Origin of the sequence: Hymenobacter perfusus (assembly GCF_003944765.1) — a bacterium.
In the GTDB taxonomy this organism is placed as follows: Bacteria; Bacteroidota; Bacteroidia; order Cytophagales; family Hymenobacteraceae; genus Hymenobacter; species Hymenobacter perfusus.
Genome location: NZ_RWIU01000005.1, coordinates 87,770 through 104,502, shown reverse-complemented (window position 1 = coordinate 104,502; position 16,733 = coordinate 87,770). Strand labels below are relative to the sequence as shown.

Here is a 16,733-nt window from a genome sequence, read left to right as displayed (position 1 = left end):
CACCACGGCATTTTCTGGTTTGTGTTCTATCTTCCGGCAAGCGCAACCTTCCGGGGGCTCCCGCAGTTACTTCGTCAGCTATGCCGTACCACCTGAGCGTCCGTATCGACCCCAATTCCGGCTTTTGCTTTGGTGTCATCTATGCCATCCAAATGGCCGAAGACCTGCTCGATGAGCAAGGCTACCTGTATTGCCTGGGCGATATTGTACATAATGATGAAGAGGTAGAGCGCCTGGAACGCCGGGGCCTACGCATTATTGATTATGAGCAATTGGCTGAACTGCGGGAAGAAGCCGTGCTTATTCGGGCCCACGGCGAGCCACCGAGCACTTACCAGATGGCCCTGCACAATAATCTTACGCTGATTGATGCCTCCTGCCCGGTGGTGCTCAAGCTGCAGAACCGCATCAAAGCGAGCTTCGACCGCAAGGATAAGATTTTTATCTACGGCAAACACGGCCATGCTGAAGTACGCGGCCTGCTGGGCCAGACCAGTGGGGAAGCAGTAGTGTTTGAGAATCTAGAAGAGCTGCTGGGCCATGAACTGCCCCAGAACATCACTCTCTACAGCCAGACGACCAAGAGCACTGATTCCTTCTACCGCATTAAAGGTGAGCTGGAGCAGCGCGGCTACCAGGTGAGTGCCAATGATACCATTTGCCGCCAGGTAAGCAACCGGGACAAGGATTTGCGCCGGTTCGCGGCCCAGTTCGATAAGGTTGTGTTCGTATCGGGCACCAAAAGCTCCAATGGCAAGGTGCTGTATCAGGTCTGCAAGGACACGAACCCGGCCACGCACTTCATTTCCAAGGTTGATGAGCTGTGCGCTACATGGTTTCAGCCGGGGCAGTCGGTAGGCATCTGTGGTGCCACCAGCACCCCGATGTGGCAAATGGAGCAGGTCCGCGACGCTCTGCTGGCCTTATAACAACCATGAGTGCATTGCTGCCAGCCAACTCTGCCGCGCCTTTTGCCGGGCTCCCGCGCGTAAAACCGACGCCACTGGGCTACAAGGGGGTGTTGGTAGCCGGCCTGATTACGGTGAGTTGGCTGGGGCTGCTGGCGTTTCTGCTGGCCCGGTACGAGCCCGACTGGCGCACGCCCTGGCCGTATCTGCTGGTAGTGGTGCAGACGCACCTGTACACCGGCCTCTTCATTACGGCGCATGATGCTATGCACGGCGTAGTAAGCCCGCACAAGCGGCTCAATAATGCCATCGGTACCCTTACGGCCGGTTTATTCGCCTACAACTGGTTCCCGGGCATGCTGGCTAAGCACCACGCCCATCACCGTCACGTTGCCACTCCCGATGACCCGGACTTTCATGATGGGCAGCACCCGGGGTTTCTGCGGTGGTTTGGGCGGTTTGCCTGGAATTATGTAACAGTGGCGCAGGTGGTTCTAATGGCCGCTACGTACAATGGGCTCAAGTATTTCTTTCCGCAGCTCAACGTTATTGCGTTCTGGATGGTACCGGCCATTTTGGCTACGCTGCAGCTGTTTTATTTTGGTACGTATCTGCCGCACCGGGGCGAGCATGCACCGGAAAACCTGCATAAATCGCGCAGCCAGTTCCGTCATCACGTGTGGGCATTTGTAAGCTGCTACTTTTTCGGGTACCACTATGAGCACCACGACCAGCCCTATTTGCCGTGGTGGCGACTGTGGCAAGCTAAAGAGTTGCAGGGGCGCTAAAAGCCTCGAGCGTAGGATAGGACAGGATATATGCCTTTTTGTATATTGAGCAGGTCGTCGGCTTTTCCAACCAGCTGATGCCTGTTGTGCCTATTTTCCCAACTACCTTCCCATGCAGCGAATGTTCCCACCTGGAAGCAGTATGGCTCATTATGGGGGCTGGAGAATATGGGCGGTAGTATTGTGGGCAGCAGTTGGTCTGGCAACTGCCTCTGCCACGGCAGCCGTGCCCACCGATGTACCTCGTGAAGAGCTTTCGGTAACCCAGGCCCGGGCGGTGCTTCTTCGGCTGTCCCCGCAGCTGGTAGTAGCCCAACGCTACCACGATACCCTGCAGCTTCGGCAGTTGCACTGGCGGGTAGGGCAGGCCAACTATACGTTGCACCGTTACGACGCGGCCCTGCGGCATTATCGCCAGGCTGCGCGGCTCAGTTCGTCACGTAGTGCAGAATGGGCCTGGTCGGGTTGGCTGTTGGGGCGGACGCTGTTCAGCCAGGGAGATACCGGCAAATCCCGGCAGACGTACGCAAAGGCTTTTGCTACCTTCCGGCGGTTGCGCAACCTGACGGGCCAGGGGCAGGTACTGGAACAGATGGGGGAGTTGTACGGCCAGACCGGACATTGGCCGCAGGCCCAGACCAGCTACGAGCAGGCATTGTCTACCTGGCAGCTCATGAACGACCAGCCGCATGTGGCGCAGGCATTGAATAGGTTAGGAACTGCCCACCGGGAGCAGAAGCACTACAGCCGGGCGCTGTATTATCTGCGCCAAAGCCTGAAAATGGCCCGCCGCCATCAGGATAGCACCCAAATCAGCCAGGCTCTGAACGGAATGGGCCGGGTTTATCAGACGCTCAATAACCAGGAAGTTGCTTATTCCTTCTTTACGCAGGCACTACAAACCCTGCCAGCTACTGCCCGGCCCCGTACCCGGGCTATTATTCTGCGCAATCTGGGCGTGACCTCCGATTCGTTGGGTAACCACGGTGCTGCCGCTCAGTACCTGCGGCTGGCGCTTGGGCCGGCCCGCCAGACGGGTTCCAAGGTGCTGGTGAGTGAGGTATACGGGGCGTTGGTTGCGCTGTACCGCCGACAGGGGCAGCCCCAGGCTGCCCTAGAGGCGTTAGCTCATTATACCGAATTGCAGGACAGCGTATTTGCAGAACAGCGTTCGGCCCAGGTTGCGGAGCTGCAAACCCGCTACGAAACCGAAAAAAAGGAAAAGGAAATTCAACTGCTGCTAAAAGACCGCCAGTTGCAGCAGGCTAACCTGCACCGGCAAACCTTATTACGCAACCTGCTGGCAGTGGGCAGCCTGCTGCTACTGCTGACAGTGGCCGTCATGTACCGGGCACATCGTCGGCAGCAGGTCAGCAACCGGTTACTGCAGCGGAAAAACGCTGCTATTCATCGGCAGAAAGAAGAGCTGGACCGCCTCAACCATACCAAAGACACGCTGTTCTCTATTATTTCGCACGATTTGCGGGGGCCGCTCAGTTCCCTGTATTCCCTGCTGGCACTTATGAAGCTGGGCCGCCTGCCCGCCGAGCGGCTGGCTTCGCACTCCGAACGGCTCACGCGCATGCTCGACGGCACGCTGCACCTGCTGGATAACCTGCTCAACTGGTCGGCGGCGCAGTTGAAGGGCGAAGGCAGCGCCCGGGCCGAACGAATTCGGCTGGATGAGCTGGCCGATGAAACCGTTGCCCTCTTCCAGGGTGATGCTGAGCGGAAGAACATCCGGCTGCAGAACGATATGCCGGAAGTATGCCTAGCCCGCGCCGACGTAAACATGACCCGCCTGATTCTGCGCAACCTGCTGAGCAATGCCCTGAAGTTCACTGGTAGTGGCGGCACCGTGATGCTGGCGGCCCGGCGGCAGGGGCAATGGTGGGAAATAACGGTACAGGATACCGGTGTGGGCATTGAACCGGCGCAGCAGAACCGGTTACTGGGCAACGGAGCGCACTTTACCACTCCGGGTACTGCCCGCGAAAAAGGTACCGGCCTGGGGCTGCGCTTATGTCAGGAATTTGTGCTGCGCAACGGGGGCAAGCTTACGTTCCAAAGCCAGCCGGGAGTAGGCTCTGTATTTCAGTTTACGCTACCGGCTTTTGATGAAGGCAGCTTCACTCAGGCTATGCCACCGGCCGTAGCTAATGCTGCCGCCGAATGAGGGAGCGGTTGACAATTCGCTCGGTTACCCGCTCCCGGTACGTCTGGCCCAGCGGCAAGGCATGGCCTCCCACTTTCACTTCGAGGTTGCTCACCGAATCGATGCGGGAGGAGTTGACCAGATAGGAGCGGTGCGTGCGCACGAACAGGCCGGGGGGCAGCTGTTCCTCCAGGTTTTTCAGATTGACCAGCGTCAGGTGCGTCCGGCCGTCGGCGGTGTTGATTTTGGTGAAATCCTTCAGTGCCTCAATGTAAAGTACTTCGCGGTAGTGCAGGCGCACAAACTGCGCATCAGTGCGAATGAAAAATGACCCCCAGCCCGTCAGCGTATCGTTCTGGGCATCCGAGTGGGTTGTGTTGACGCGCAGAATGCCGGCCACTTTATTCACCGCCTTCAGAAAGCGGTCCAAGGAAATCGGTTTTAGCAGAAAGTCGATGACATCCAGGTTGAAGCCTTCCATAGCATACTGCGGATAGGCCGTCATGAGTACCACCAGGGGCGGCTGTTGCAGGGACCGTACTAGGTCAATGCCGCTCAGGTGCGGCATCGTAACGTCGGAGAACAGTACCTGTACCGTATGCTCCATCAGGTACCGATGTGCGTCCAGCGGATCAGTGAAGGCCGCTTTTACGTCCAGAATGTCTGTCATAGCCACATAGGCTTGCAGCAGGTCCAGCACAAGCGGATCATCGTCAAGAAGCAGGCAGGAAATCTTCATAAAGGAAGCAGGATACTGAGGGAGTTGGGTGAATATAAAAGGATAAAATCGAATTGTCTTATAAATTATTGAAAGAAAACAATTATTGACGTGCTGAATAGGCTGCTGGTCTACTTTTAAGCTGGCTTGCTATACTTTAACAAGATGAACTATAATTACTTAGTTATCTTATTACGTAGTGTAGTTTGTATTGTACTGTGCCACTGCTGTTTCTCCTGCTACTTGGTCATCTGTACTCCTCTTACCGATGACCATCCACTTGAACACTCCTATTCATATCAGCCATGAAACCTGCCGTCAACCCTGTTCCTGCGAATGCCCCCCCGGTCGTACTGGGAGTGGCGCTCACCATTGCCAACCATGAAGGCCTGCGCCGCTCACTACGCTCTGCTTTTGGGTTGAGTACCAGAGCGATAAACCTGCGCATCGACCCTGGGATGGATCTGATTTTTCTGTGCGAAACCACGCTGCCCGGCTCCCTGCCCTGTCTGGCGTCGCTCACGCACCCCGGAGTTACGGCCGTCACCCTCCGTGAGGCCGTGCTGACCTGGGCTCCCGATCCGGAACACGCCATTGGTCGGGGCACTCCCACGCTGGGGGCTCTGGAGAGCGGTAGCTGCTTTCTGACAGCGAATAGCCGCAAAATCCCAATTGCCACCTTCAACTCCCGTCATGTGCAGTCGACCCACATTGATATGGAACTGTTGGGCCAGCCTAACTTGCTGGAATTTCTGCGCTCCGAGTGGTTTACGCTGGAAATATCGGGAACGAACCGTCGCCGCCTGAACCGGCCGCTGGCGTTTCAGGCCAACCTGCAGTTTGAGGTTCGGATGCTGCCGCAAACTGCCGCTGCAGCTTAGCTGTAAGACCAGTTACCTACTTGATACATTAGCATAAAAAAGGCTCCGAAAAATATCTTCCGGAGCCTTTTTTATGTTTTTCGTTAGTGGACGTTGTTGGTTTTCTTGCAGCAATCCGGCAGGCGGTCATACGCCCGGGCGTCGGCCGTCTGCTTGTCGGCGTCGTAGCCGGTTTGCTGCACGGCCGTGCGCAGGGCCGTAGGCGTGGTCTTATCGGGGCGGTACGTGACGGTGAGCATCTGGCTGGGTACATCGAGGGTGGCAGCCTGCACGCCTTTCTCATAAGCCAGCGACTTTTCGAGGCGGGCTTTGCACATATCGCACACAGCGGAAGTTTTTACCTGCAGTGTTTCGGTAGCGGGGCCTTTGGCTTTGGGCGTGCCTTGAGCAAAGGCGTCAGCAGAAGAAACAAGCAGCGAAAGCGCCAGAACGAAGGAAGGAAAATGCTTCATATGAGTGAAAACAAAGGAAGTTGTTGAACAGTGCCCGCTTGGACCACTAGAAAGAACTGTGCCGAAAACCGGCGGCAATGTTACTGCAAGGTGAAACGTAAGCCGGCATACGTGAGGCGGCCGTATACCGGCCCCCAGATCATGGCGGCATCGAAGTTGGGGCCGAAGGGCTGGCTGGCTCCTTCAATGGGGTTAGACTGGCGGTAGTTGGTCAGGTTCTCGACGCCAGCATATATCTCGAACCGCTTGAAAGCCCGCGTGAGTTGGGTGTTGAGCAGGGCGTAGCGCGGGGCGAAGGTGAGGGTACTTTCGCCGGTGCCGTGCTGGTGGCCCATGCCGCCCGGGCCATGTGCCAACGGCCGCCGCCCAAAGCCCTGCACCGTGACATCGGCCCGCCACTTATCAAAGGCCGTGGCGTACCCCAGGTTCAGGAACAGCCGATGCCGGGGCGTGAGCACCTTAGGGAGCAATTCGCCCTCGTAGGAAGTCTGCACATCCAGGTATTTATAGGCTGCCTTGGCTTGGAGGCCCTTCACCGGCTCCACCTGCACCTCCGTCTGGAAGCTGCGGGAGTAGCTGCGCCCACCCGGCTCCAGGTTCCCGATCAGCAGTTGGGCCGAGGCCGAATACGGGTCCGACACCACCTGATTGCCAAACTCGGTGTGATAGTAATCGGTGATGAAGGTGCCGGGCCGCCCGAAGGCCGTGAAGTATTGCGTGACTGAGCCGCCTACGTTCCAGGCCGTTTCGGGCCGGAGGTTGGGGCTGATGACGAACTCGCGGGAGCTGACCAGCATGCCTGCGTTTTCGGCAATGGGGTTGGCCGTGCGCTGGCCCCGGCCGGCGGCCAGCCGCAGCACCGTGTTCTTGGCCGGGTCGTACTTTACGTTGAGGCGGGGCGTGAGAAACCAGCCGTACAGGTTGTGGCGGTCAAGGCGCAGGCCCGTGACGATGGTCAGGTTGCGGGCGTTCTGGTAGGTGTATTCGGCAAAAGCCCCGGGCACCTGCTCCAGGCGGTTGCGGTGCTCCCGGGCATACCGCTCGGCGGGCGTTTCCGTCACATAGGTGAAGCCCGTGCGGTACACTTCCCGAAAGTCGTCGTGCAAAAAGCTCAGGCCGGCCCGGTAGGTGTGCGCCGTGGTGCCGATGATGCTCTGGAACAGCAGAGTGGCCAGCCCTGTGCGCTGGGTGCCGTCGTAGGTGCGCAGGCCGTAACGGGAGGTGAAGTCGTGGCTGGTGCCGCTTAGCAGCAGACCGAGGCTCTGGTAGGGGCGGCCGGGCCAGGTGTAGCTGGTTTTGGCGTAACCCGTGTACCGGTCGGTTTCCTGAGTGGTGCCGTAGAAGCCGCCGGGGTTGTCCTCACGGTAGCCTAACTGGCCGCCCTGGCGGGTTTCGCGCAACGCGCCCAGGCCTACTTCCGTTACCAGCCCCGTCCCGGAAATGTACTTCCACTTATTAAACAGGTTGAACTGCGTGGCCAGCGGCAAATCCAGGAACTGGTCGTCGTTGCGGTCCACGCGGCGGCCCAGGTGGTCGGAGTGCAGCAGCAGGGTGGTGCTGAGCTTCTTGGTGAGGCGGGTGGCCAGGTTCAGATTCACATCGAACTTACCCAGGTCGTTGCCATAGGCGTTGAACAGCAGCCGGTCGGCCTTGTCGGGCTCCTTGAGGCGCACGTTCACCTGGCCCGAAATACTTTCGTAGCCATTCACCACCGAGCCTGTGCCCTTAATGATGTCGATGCTCTCGATCCAGGGGCCGGCCAGGTAGCCCAGGCGGTAGGGCGTGGCCAGCCCGCGCAACGCCGGCAGGTTATCGATGGTGAGCAAAGAGTAGGCTCCATCCAGGCCAAGCAGCTGAATCTGCTTGGCACCGGATACGGCGTCGGTGGTTGAAACCTCCACCGAGGCATTAGTTTCAAAGCTTTCGGCCAGGTTGCAGCAGGCCGATTTGGTCAGGTCGCGGCTGGTGATGACCTGGGTGTTGGTGGGCGTGAGGCCGGAGTAGGAGGGAGCCCGCTCCTCAATCTTCACCTCGGCCAGCTCCCCCGAGCGGCGCAGCGGCACGCGCAGGTAGCCGCTGGCGGCCTGCACGGTATCGGGCATATAGCCCAGAAAGTTGATGATCAGGCGGGTATCGGTACCGGCCGGGCGTAGCAGGGAAAACGCTCCTTGGTTGTCGGTGGTGGTGGCGCCGGTGGGCGTGCTCAGCCAGCGCACCACGGCCCCGGGAACAGGCGTGCTGGTGGTAGCATCGAGCACCTGGCCGCGCACGGGGGCAGTGGTCGCGTCGGGCGTTTGGGCCGTGGCCGTGGTAGCTACGGTCAGCAGACCAGCGGCCGCCACTAACCGGAAAGGCCCGGATAAAGCGTTCATAGTGTCAGGAAGTTAGCAGTTCTCGCCAAGGAAAAACAGCCGGCACCGCAGCGCCCGGCTCCACCGCTCCGGTTGGGAGCGGCAGCGAGAATAGCCTAAACGACCAGTACGCCCACAAATGTGAGCAGGGCTCGTCCCGCCCGCGGCGGCGGCGACGAGTCGGCCGCGTGCCAGGCGGCAGGAGCCGCTACCTCGGCGGCCGGCACCGTGCGCCACACCGGGGCCGTGGGCCAGGTGTGCAGCAGGGCCGGCAGCGGAGCTTTCACCCAGCTCAGCTCGGCCGAAGGTGCGTCGAGCTTGTGAAAATGCGCCCCGAACTCGCAGCAGGCCTTGGTAAACTGTGCCTTGTTGGTGTGATGCGCGGTGGCCTGCGGGGCCGGGCAGCCGTGGCGGGCCGGACTGAACACTACGCCCGCCGTGTGCCGCCCGCTTTGCCGGCAGGTGTGCTGCTGCACCGTGAGCCCCACCGAGGAGGTGAGCACGAGCAGGGCCAGCCAGAAGCTGAAGAGTCGGTGCAGCAGTGGGCGTTTCATATCCGGAGACAAAGATACGGCTCTGGTGGTATTGATTACGGGCCAAGTAAGTGCGGAATTTGGCAACGGCTCTGCCGCAGTAGCTCGTCGGGGAAACGGCCGGGCTGTACCAAGCTCCTGCGCCGCAAGCCAGGGCCCATACCACAGCGAAACCCTCCGGGAAAACACCGGGGGAATCAACTGCCATTCTGGCGGCTGACCTCGAAAGCTAATCGTAAAACGCTTCAAATAGCGTTTAAACGATGTTTTTGTGAGTGGTAGAAAATGGTAAATCGTGGTTGGGTTTTCCGGGGGGTTGCGTACTTTTGCTATATCCCGTTCCCATGGCCACTCCACACCTCTCGCATGTCCCAGCTGCTCTCCGGCGAATACGAGTGCAAGCTCGACCCCAAAGGTCGGCTGGTACTGCCGGCGAAAGTGAAGGCCAACCTGCCGGAAGCATCGGGTAGCCAGCTGGTGCTGGTGCGTGGGTTCGAGCCCTGCTTGGTGCTTTACCCCCGGGCCGCGTGGCGCGTGATTCATGAGAAGGTGATGGCGCTGGATGAGTTCAACGAGGAGTACCGGCAATTTCAGCGGAATTTTTTCCGGGGCATGACGGAGGTGGAGCTGGACAGCATCGGGCGGTTTATGCTGCCGCGCACCATGCTGCGCTACTCCGGCATCGAGAAGGAAGCCATTATTGTGGGGCTGGGTAACCGCTGCGAAATCTGGGACCCGGACCGCTACGATGACTTCCTCATTAAAGACCAGCAGAGCTTTTCGAAGCTGGCGCAGAAATTTTTAACCACCGAACCCGGCCCTGGCGGCCCCCTGGCCGCATGAACGACAGCTTGAACGAGTACCAGAACGATACCGCCTACCACCGCCCCGTGATGCTGCGTGAGTGCCTCGAGGGCCTCGACCTGCAGCCCGGGGGCCGCTACGTGGACGTAACCTTCGGCGGGGGCGGCCACTCGGCCCGCATTCTGGAGCGGTTGCAGCACCCCGGCCACCTTTACAGCTTCGATCAGGACGCCGATGCCGAGCGGGAAGCAGCCCAGTTGGCGCGCCCCGAGTTTACCTTCATCCGCAGCAACTTCCGCCAGCTTTTTCAGGAACTCAAGCGCCACGACGCCCTGCCCATGGATGGCCTGCTGGCCGACCTGGGCGTGTCGTCGCACCAGTTTGATACGCCAGAGCGCGGCTTCAGCACCCGCTTCGACGGCCCGCTGGACATGCGCATGGACTCGGAAGGGGAGGACGCCTCGGCGGCGGATATTATTAATGAGTACTCGGAGGCCGAGCTGCACCGCATCTTTGGCATGTACGGCGAGGTAACCAATGCCCGCACCCTGGCCAACACCGTGGCCACGGCCCGGCGCGGCCAGAGCATCAGTACCATTGCCGGCCTCAAGAAAGCCATTGCGCCCTGCACCCCGCGGGGCAAGGAAAACAAGTACCTGGCCCAGGTTTTCCAGGCCCTGCGCATCGAGGCCAACGACGAAATGGCCGCTTTGCGCGAGATGCTGGAACAAACTGCCCAGGTGTTGCGCCCCGGCGGCCGGTTGGTGGTGATGAGCTACCACTCGTTGGAAGACCGATTGGTGAAGAACTTTATTGCCAAGGGTAAATTCTACGGCGAGGTGGAAAAGGACCTGTTCGGGCGCTCCAGCGTGCCCTTTGAGGCACTCACCCGCAAACCTGTAGAAGCCTCACCCGAGGAAATTGCCCTCAACAGCCGCGCCCGGAGTGCAAAGCTGCGCATCGCCAGTAAGAATTGAGCCCTATAATGAAGAACCGCCTTCTTCCCTGCGCCAGGTATTCGCTACGTGCCCTGCTTCAGGTGCAACGCTGGAATACTGTAGGTCGTGGTCAGGCCGTTGCGTCTTGGCTCGTAGTTGTTGAGTGCTGATTGTTAATTTCAAAGACAGTGGCTACTAATACCATCAAACCCGTCACGAACCAGCCGCGCACCAACGCGCCTCGTGCCATTGTGCCGGAACCGGTATATGTGCCGGAACCAGAGCCGACGCCCCCCCCGGCTCCGAAGCCAGCCCGGGCGGCGCGGCCGGCCGCGCAACCGCGCGTAGCCGCTTCCTGGAGCGTGTTTACGCTGCTGGAGCGCGTGACGCGGGTAGATGGTCTGTTCCGGGAGGGGCTGCCGGTTCGGTTCCTGCCCCACTTACTGTTCATCATGTTCCTGACGTTGGTGTACATCGGCAACACGCACTACGCCACGCGCATGAACCGCAGCATCCAGAAGCTGAAGCTGGAAACCGAGGATCTGCGGGCCGACTATACCACGCTGTCTTCGGATTATATGGAGGCCAGCAAACAGAGTGAGGTAGCCCGCAAAGTGGCCGCCTATGGTCTGGTGGAAAGCTCCTCGCCACCCTTCCGCATCACGGTGCCGGCCGGCCACATTGATGAGGCCCGGCTGGAAGAAGTACCCCTGTTGACGGCCGACTCGGTGGTAGCTATGACGGCCCGCGCCAAAGCCGACTCCGTGCGCCGCGCCGCCGAGCGGGTAACTACCGACAGCAACGCCGCCGTAACTGAAGCCGCCCCGCCCGCCCCCATCGATGTGGACGTGACCGAACTCACGGCCCCCGCATCTTCCTCCAATCGTTCAGCCCCCCGCCGCAATGAAAGGAAACGTTAAAAAAAGTATTGTCACCCGCATCCGGCTGGCATTTCTGGGTGTTTGCCTGTTCTCAATTGCCATCGTCTGGAAGGTAACCCAGGTGCAGTTCAACGAAGGGGCCCGCTGGCGTGCCCTGGAGCAGGAGCGGCGCGTGGTGTACCAGCCCGTGTTTGCCACCCGGGGCAATATCTTCGCCTCCGATGGCCGCAGCATCATGGCTACCTCGCTGCCCTTCTACCGGGTGGCCTGGGACCCGAGCGTGGTGAATGACGCGCTGTTCAGCCAGAAAAAAGACTCCCTGGCACTGTTGCTTTCCCGCTTTTTCGGCGACCGGAGCACGCAGGAGTACTTGCGCCGCCTGAAAAATGCCAAGAGCGGCAAAGTGCGCTACCTGCGGCTGAACTCCCGTCAAATCAACTTCCAGGAAAAGAAGGAGCTGGCCCAGTGGCCCATTTTCCGGGCGGGTAAGAACAAGGGTGGCGTCATCTTCGAGAAGGTAGATAAGCGGTTCCGGCCCTTCGGCGGGCTGGCCCAGCGCACCATTGGCTTCGTGAACGAGGACAAGAACGGGGCGGGCCTGGAGTTTACCTTCAACCGCCACCTGGCCGGCAAAGACGGCGAGGCGCTGTTTGAGCGGGTGCCCGGTGGCAACAAGCCCATCTACGACGGTACCGAGGTGAAGCCCCAGCCCGGCTTCGACATCAAGACCACCCTCGACATCAACCTCCAGGACGTGGCCGAAAACGCCTTGTACAAGTCGTTGGTGGACAACGACGCGCAGTACGGCTGCGTGATTCTGATGGAGGTGAAAACCGGCGAAATCCGGGCCGTGGCCAACCTGGGCAAGGTGGCCGATGGCGTGTACCGCGAGGATTACAACTACGCCATTGCCGACCAGGGCCGCACCGAACCGGGCTCCACGTTCAAGCTGGCTTCCATGATGGCCCTGTTCGAGGATAACCCCAAGCTGGAGTTGACTGATACCGTGAATACCGGCAACACCGGCATGATGAAAATTGCCGGGGCCGTGAAAACCGATACCCATCCCAACGGCCGTATTCCCATTCAGAAGGTGATTGAGCAGTCGTCGAACATTGGGGTGGCCAAGCTCATCAACGACCACTTTAGCGCCAAGCCCGAGAAGTACACCGACTACCTGAAGACCTTCGGGCTGGACAAGCCGCTGGGCTTCCAGATGGCCGGTGAGGCCCGTCCCTACATTAAGGACCCTCGGGACCGGAGCTGGAGCCGCACCTCCTTGTCCACCATGAGCATCGGCTACGAGCTGAAGCTGGCTCCGCTGCAAACCCTGGCTTTCTACAACGCCATTGCCAACGATGGGGTGAAGATTGAGCCCATCATCGTGCGCGAAATCCGCCAGGCCGACAAGGTGCTGGAAAGCTACGAGGCCCGGGTGCTCAACCCCAAAATCTGCTCCGAAAGTACCCTGCTCAAGATGCAGTCGATGCTGAAAGGGGTGGTGCTGAACGGCTCGGCCCGCGGCATCCGCACCGATGGCTATTCCATTGCGGGCAAAACCGGCACGGCCTGGAAGTTCAAGAACGGCCACTATACCCGCATGTACTCCACCAGCTTCTGCGGCTACTTCCCCGCCGACGAGCCCAAGTACAGCTGCATCGTGGTGATTGACTCGCCCCGGCGCGGCCGTATCTATGGTGGCACGGTGGCGGCCCCGGTGTTCCGCGAAGTGGCTGATAAGGCTATGGCCCGCGACGCGGCCAGCCTGCGGCCGTTGCTGGCCCGGGCTCCTGTTGCTAAGTCGAGGGTGCCGTTTGTGCAGGCGGGCATGCAGGATGAACTGTCACTGGTATTCACTCAGCTGGGCGTGAGCCACAACGGCGTCACGGGCACCGACGATTGGGTTCGTACGAAGGCCGATGCGGAATCAGCCTCATTGGCTCTGAAACCGATGGCCGTGCGCCCCGGCCGGGTGCCCAACGTACAGGGCCTGACGTTGCGCGACGCGCTGTTTCTGCTGGAAAATCGAGGCCTGCGGGTGCGTTCCTACGGCACGGGCCGGGTGAAAACCCAGTCGGTAACGGCCGGCACTACGGCCCGGCGCGGCACCACCATAGTGCTCCAGATGGAGCCCATCGGCGGCACGCCCGCGCCCGTAGTTTTACCCACGCCCGAACCCGACCCGGCCGCCGAGGCCCGCACGCCCCGCACGGCGGCCCGGCCTTCTCCCGACACGAAACGGGCAGCCGCGGCTAAAAAAACGGCGGCTGGTCCTAAAAAAGCCACGGCCGCCGTGAAGTCCGCCGCTCGTCCCAAAGTCTGAGGGGTTGCCGGTTGGCGGCTTCAGGCTGCGCGTAGTCGGCTGCCAGTGGCTCCGTACTTACCGCTCATTGTTCATTGCTCATTACTCCTTGTTTTGAATTCCTCTGCTGCTTCCCTCTCCACTCTGCTTCATGATGTAACCGTGCGTAGCCAGCACGGCCCCACTGACGTTTCCGTGGCCAGCCTCACCCTCGATTCGCGGCAGGCCGGGCCGGGCACGGTGTTCTTTGCGTTGCGCGGCACCGCTACCGACGGGCACCAGTTTATTGCCAAAGCAGTGGAACTGGGCACGGCCGTGGTGGTATGTGAAGAGTTACCCGCCGAGCTGAGTCCGGCCGTGGCCTACATGCAGGTACCCGATTCGGCGGAGGCTATGGCACGCATGGCAGCTGAGTTTTACGGCCACCCCTCGCGCCGTTTGCAGCTGGTGGGCATTACCGGCACCAACGGCAAAACCACCTGCGCCACCATGCTGCACAAGCTGTTCCGGGAGCTGGGCTACCACTGCGGGCTGTTGAGTACGGTGCAGAATCAGATTGACGAGGAGGTTATTCCGAGCACCCACACCACGCCCGATGCTATCCGGCTGAATGAGCTGCTGGCCCGCATGCTGAAAGCCGGCTGCACCCACGTATTTATGGAGGTGAGTAGCCATGCCGTGGTGCAGCACCGCATTACCGGCCTGCACTTCGCCGGCGGCATCTTCACCAACCTCACCCACGACCACCTCGACTACCACGGCACCTTCGATGCCTACCTGAAAGCCAAAAAGGGCTTTTTCGATCAGCTGCCGAAGTCGGCCTTTGCTCTCACCAACGCCGACGACAAGCGCGGCCCGGTGATGCTGCAAAACGTGGCGGGCCGCCGTGAAACCTACTCTATGCGCGGCAACGGCACGTTCCGGGGCAAGCTGCTGGAAAACGCCGTGCATGGCCTGCACCTGGCGGTGGACGGCCGCGAGGTGCAGTTCCGCCTGATTGGGGTGTTCAACGCCTACAACCTGCTGGCCATTTATGGGGCGTCCGTGCTGCTGGGTGAGGAGCCCACGGAGGTCCTCACGGTGCTGTCGGGCCTGACCTCGGCCCCGGGCCGGTTCGAGCCGGTGGTGTCGGAGAAGGCGCGCATTACGGGCATTGTGGATTACGCCCACACGCCCGACGCGCTGGAAAACGTGCTCCAGACCATTGCCGATATCCGCCAGCCCAGCCAGCAGGTAATTACGGTGGTGGGCTGCGGCGGCAACCGCGACGGCGCCAAGCGCCCCATCATGGCCCGGCTGGCGGCCCAGCTTTCCAGCCGCGCCGTGCTGACTTCCGACAACCCCCGCTTCGAGGACCCCAACGATATTCTGGCCCAGATGCAGGCCGGCGTGCCCGCTGAAGCCCAGGGCAAAGTCCTGACCATTGCCGACCGGCGCGAGGCTATTAAAACGGCCGTAGCCCTGGCCGGCCCTGGGGATATTGTGCTGGTTGCTGGCAAAGGCCACGAAACCTACCAGGAAATCAACGGCATCAAAACCGACTTCGACGACAAGCAGGTGCTGCAACAGATGTTTGATCTGCTGGGGAAATAAGTTTTTGGTTGTTTGTTTTTCGTTGTTCGGGGCTGGCCTGGATAAATAAGCAGGCAAGCAAGGGCCTGAAAAACAACGGATAATCAGAAACAGGCAACGAAAAACAAGAAACGAACAACGAAAAACCGAATCTTTGCAGCTTGGAAATTCTCTGCCTACCAACTGCTGACCCCCGCGCTCATGCTGTATTACCTCTTTAACTACCTCTATAAAGTGTACCACCTGCCGGGTACGGGCGTGTTTCAATACAGCTCGTTCCGGGCGGCGCTGGCGGTAGTTACCTCGCTCATCATTGCGCAGTTTTTCGGTGCGCCGCTCATCCGGGCGTTGCAGCGCCAGCAAATCGGCGAGTCGATCCGGGACCTGGGTTTGCAGGGGCAGATGGAGAAGAAAGGTACGCCTACGATGGGCGGGCTGATTATCCTACTGGCCATTCTGGTACCGGTGCTGCTGTTTGCCAAGCTCGACAACATCTACATCGTGCTCATGATTCTGAGTACCGTGTGGCTGGGCCTGATCGGCTTCGTAGACGACTATATTAAGGTAGTGAAGAAGGATAAGGAGGGGCTGGCCGGCCGCTTCAAGATTCTGGGCCAGGTGGGTCTGGGCCTCACCGTGGGCTGGGTGCTGTTCTTCAGCAATGACGTGACCGTGCGCCAGTACGCGCTGCCCAACGGCTCGTTTTCGGCCGTGGATGCCAGCTCCGTCTACCAGGACGTGAAGCTGATGATTACCACCGTACCCTTCCTCAAGAACAACGAGCTGAACTACGGCGACCTGTTCGCCACAGCCGGCGACTTTTTCAACGAGTACTACGCCTTCTTCTACATTCCCATCGTCATCGTCATCATCACGGCGGTGAGCAACGGGGCCAACATCACCGACGGCCTCGACGGGCTGGCGGCGGGTACTTCGGCCATTATCGGCATCACGCTGGCCATTTTCGCCTTTGTGAGCGGCAACGCTTTGCTGGCCGACTACCTCGACATCATGTTCATTCCGAACTCGGGAGAGCTGGTGATTTTCTGCGCCGCCTTCGTGGGGGCCTGCGTGGGCTTTCTGTGGTACAACTCGTACCCAGCCCAGGTATTCATGGGCGACACCGGCTCGTTGGCTATTGGCGGCATCATTGCCGTGCTGGCCATCATCGTGCGTAAGGAGTTGCTGATTCCGGTGCTGTGCGGGGTGTTCCTGATTGAAAACCTCTCGGTGATGGTGCAGGTGAGCTACTTCAAATACACCCGCCGCAAATACGGCGAAGGCCGCCGTTTGCTGCGCATGTCGCCGCTGCACCACCACTACCAGAAGCTGGGCTACCACGAATCCAAAATCGTGTCGCGCTTCTGGATTGTGGGCATCATGCTGGCGGTACTGACGCTGGTAACTCTCAAACTGCGGTAGGATTTAGAACTCAGAAGTGAGAGCTAAG

General features: G+C 60.0%; 14 protein-coding genes. 10 read left to right on the top strand and 4 right to left on the bottom strand.

The features are described from left to right. The first annotated feature begins 80 nt into the window (after positions 1 to 80). The 3 genes from EI293_RS15040 to EI293_RS15030 all read left to right on the top strand — a co-directional run bounded on the left by EI293_RS15040 (position 81) and on the right by EI293_RS15030 (position 3,872). Complete coding sequence (locus EI293_RS15040) at positions 81 to 929, top strand: 4-hydroxy-3-methylbut-2-enyl diphosphate reductase (protein WP_125439255.1); 849 nt, start codon at positions 81 to 83, stop codon at positions 927 to 929. A gap of 5 nt (positions 930 to 934) precedes the next feature. After that, positions 935 to 1,696 (top strand): fatty acid desaturase, encoded by a 762-nt coding sequence (locus EI293_RS15035; protein ID WP_125439253.1) that lies wholly within the window; start codon positions 935 to 937, stop codon positions 1,694 to 1,696. A 121-nt stretch (positions 1,697 to 1,817) separates the two neighbouring features. Further along, positions 1,818 to 3,872, top strand: coding sequence for an ATP-binding protein (locus tag EI293_RS15030; RefSeq protein WP_170170392.1), 2,055 nt, complete (start codon positions 1,818 to 1,820; stop codon positions 3,870 to 3,872). On the opposite strand, the gene EI293_RS15025 is transcribed toward EI293_RS15030, so the two are convergent. Beyond that, a complete protein-coding gene (locus tag EI293_RS15025; RefSeq protein ID WP_125439249.1) occupies positions 3,853 to 4,590 on the bottom strand; it encodes a LytR/AlgR family response regulator transcription factor in 738 nt (245 codons plus the stop codon). The genes EI293_RS15030 and EI293_RS15025 overlap by 20 nt on opposite strands. A 284-nt stretch (positions 4,591 to 4,874) precedes the next feature. Here EI293_RS15025 and EI293_RS15020 point away from each other — a divergent pair, with 284 nt between their 5' ends. Beyond that, positions 4,875 to 5,450 carry a hypothetical protein gene (locus EI293_RS15020; RefSeq protein WP_125439247.1) on the top strand — a complete coding sequence of 192 codons (576 nt, stop codon included), beginning with the start codon at positions 4,875 to 4,877 and terminating at the stop codon, positions 5,448 to 5,450. An 83-nt stretch (positions 5,451 to 5,533) separates the two neighbouring features. On the opposite strand, the gene EI293_RS15015 is transcribed toward EI293_RS15020, so the two are convergent. The 3 genes from EI293_RS15015 to EI293_RS15005 form a co-directional block, all read right to left on the bottom strand. Further along, on the bottom strand, positions 5,534 to 5,902 hold the full coding sequence (locus EI293_RS15015) for a heavy-metal-associated domain-containing protein (RefSeq protein WP_125439245.1): 369 nt from the start codon (positions 5,900 to 5,902) through the stop codon (positions 5,534 to 5,536). Positions 5,903 to 5,982: 80 nt separating this feature from the next. After that, positions 5,983 to 8,274, bottom strand: a complete 2,292-nt coding sequence (locus EI293_RS15010) for a TonB-dependent receptor (protein WP_125439243.1) — start codon at positions 8,272 to 8,274, stop codon at positions 5,983 to 5,985. 95 nt (positions 8,275 to 8,369) lie between these two features. Further along, a complete protein-coding gene (locus tag EI293_RS15005) occupies positions 8,370 to 8,807 on the bottom strand; it encodes an HYC_CC_PP family protein (protein WP_125439241.1) in 438 nt (145 codons plus the stop codon). Positions 8,808 to 9,152: 345 nt separating this feature from the next. Between EI293_RS15005 and mraZ the strand changes: the two genes are divergently transcribed. The 6 genes from mraZ (at position 9,153) to mraY (ending at position 16,705) form a co-directional block, all read left to right on the top strand. After that, positions 9,153 to 9,629 (top strand): division/cell wall cluster transcriptional repressor MraZ, encoded by a 477-nt coding sequence (mraZ, locus tag EI293_RS15000; protein ID WP_044001392.1) that lies wholly within the window; start codon positions 9,153 to 9,155, stop codon positions 9,627 to 9,629. Next, the gene (gene rsmH, locus EI293_RS14995; protein ID WP_170170391.1) at positions 9,626 to 10,567 is read left to right on the top strand and encodes a 16S rRNA (cytosine(1402)-N(4))-methyltransferase RsmH; all 942 of its coding nucleotides are present in this window, start codon (positions 9,626 to 9,628) and stop codon (positions 10,565 to 10,567) included. Before mraZ ends, rsmH begins: the two co-directional genes overlap by 4 nt. Before the next feature lie 149 nt (positions 10,568 to 10,716). Continuing rightward, positions 10,717 to 11,448 carry an FtsL-like putative cell division protein gene (locus EI293_RS22260; RefSeq protein WP_211339597.1) on the top strand — a complete coding sequence of 244 codons (732 nt, stop codon included), beginning with the start codon at positions 10,717 to 10,719 and terminating at the stop codon, positions 11,446 to 11,448. Then, positions 11,432 to 13,732: a penicillin-binding transpeptidase domain-containing protein gene (locus tag EI293_RS14985; protein ID WP_125439239.1), complete on the top strand. Its 2,301-nt coding sequence runs from the start codon at positions 11,432 to 11,434 to the stop codon at positions 13,730 to 13,732. Before EI293_RS22260 ends, EI293_RS14985 begins: the two co-directional genes overlap by 17 nt. A 93-nt stretch (positions 13,733 to 13,825) precedes the next feature. After that, complete coding sequence (locus EI293_RS14980; RefSeq protein ID WP_211339595.1) at positions 13,826 to 15,304, top strand: UDP-N-acetylmuramoyl-L-alanyl-D-glutamate--2,6-diaminopimelate ligase; 1,479 nt, start codon at positions 13,826 to 13,828, stop codon at positions 15,302 to 15,304. Positions 15,305 to 15,484: 180 nt separating this feature from the next. Beyond that, positions 15,485 to 16,705 (top strand): phospho-N-acetylmuramoyl-pentapeptide-transferase, encoded by a 1,221-nt coding sequence (gene mraY, locus EI293_RS14975; protein WP_125439237.1) that lies wholly within the window; start codon positions 15,485 to 15,487, stop codon positions 16,703 to 16,705. The last annotated feature ends 28 nt before the right edge of the window (positions 16,706 to 16,733 follow it).

Bases quoted from the DNA above. Each gene is read 5' to 3' on its own strand.
- EI293_RS15040 (WP_125439255.1), top strand. From the start codon at position 81: ATGCCGTACCACCTGAGCGTCCGTATCGACCCCAATTCCGGCTTTTGC.
- EI293_RS15035 (WP_125439253.1), top strand. From the start codon at position 935: ATGAGTGCATTGCTGCCAGCCAACTCTGCCGCGCCTTTTGCCGGGCTC.
- EI293_RS15030 (WP_170170392.1), top strand. From the start codon at position 1,818: ATGTTCCCACCTGGAAGCAGTATGGCTCATTATGGGGGCTGGAGAATA.
- EI293_RS15025 (WP_125439249.1), bottom strand. From the start codon at position 4,590: ATGAAGATTTCCTGCCTGCTTCTTGACGATGATCCGCTTGTGCTGGAC.
- EI293_RS15020 (WP_125439247.1), top strand. From the start codon at position 4,875: ATGAAACCTGCCGTCAACCCTGTTCCTGCGAATGCCCCCCCGGTCGTA.
- EI293_RS15015 (WP_125439245.1), bottom strand. From the start codon at position 5,902: ATGAAGCATTTTCCTTCCTTCGTTCTGGCGCTTTCGCTGCTTGTTTCT.
- EI293_RS15010 (WP_125439243.1), bottom strand. From the start codon at position 8,274: ATGAACGCTTTATCCGGGCCTTTCCGGTTAGTGGCGGCCGCTGGTCTG.
- EI293_RS15005 (WP_125439241.1), bottom strand. From the start codon at position 8,807: ATGAAACGCCCACTGCTGCACCGACTCTTCAGCTTCTGGCTGGCCCTG.
- mraZ (WP_044001392.1), top strand. From the start codon at position 9,153: ATGTCCCAGCTGCTCTCCGGCGAATACGAGTGCAAGCTCGACCCCAAA.
- rsmH (WP_170170391.1), top strand. From the start codon at position 9,626: ATGAACGACAGCTTGAACGAGTACCAGAACGATACCGCCTACCACCGC.
- EI293_RS14985 (WP_125439239.1), top strand. From the start codon at position 11,432: ATGAAAGGAAACGTTAAAAAAAGTATTGTCACCCGCATCCGGCTGGCA.
- mraY (WP_125439237.1), top strand. From the start codon at position 15,485: ATGCTGTATTACCTCTTTAACTACCTCTATAAAGTGTACCACCTGCCG.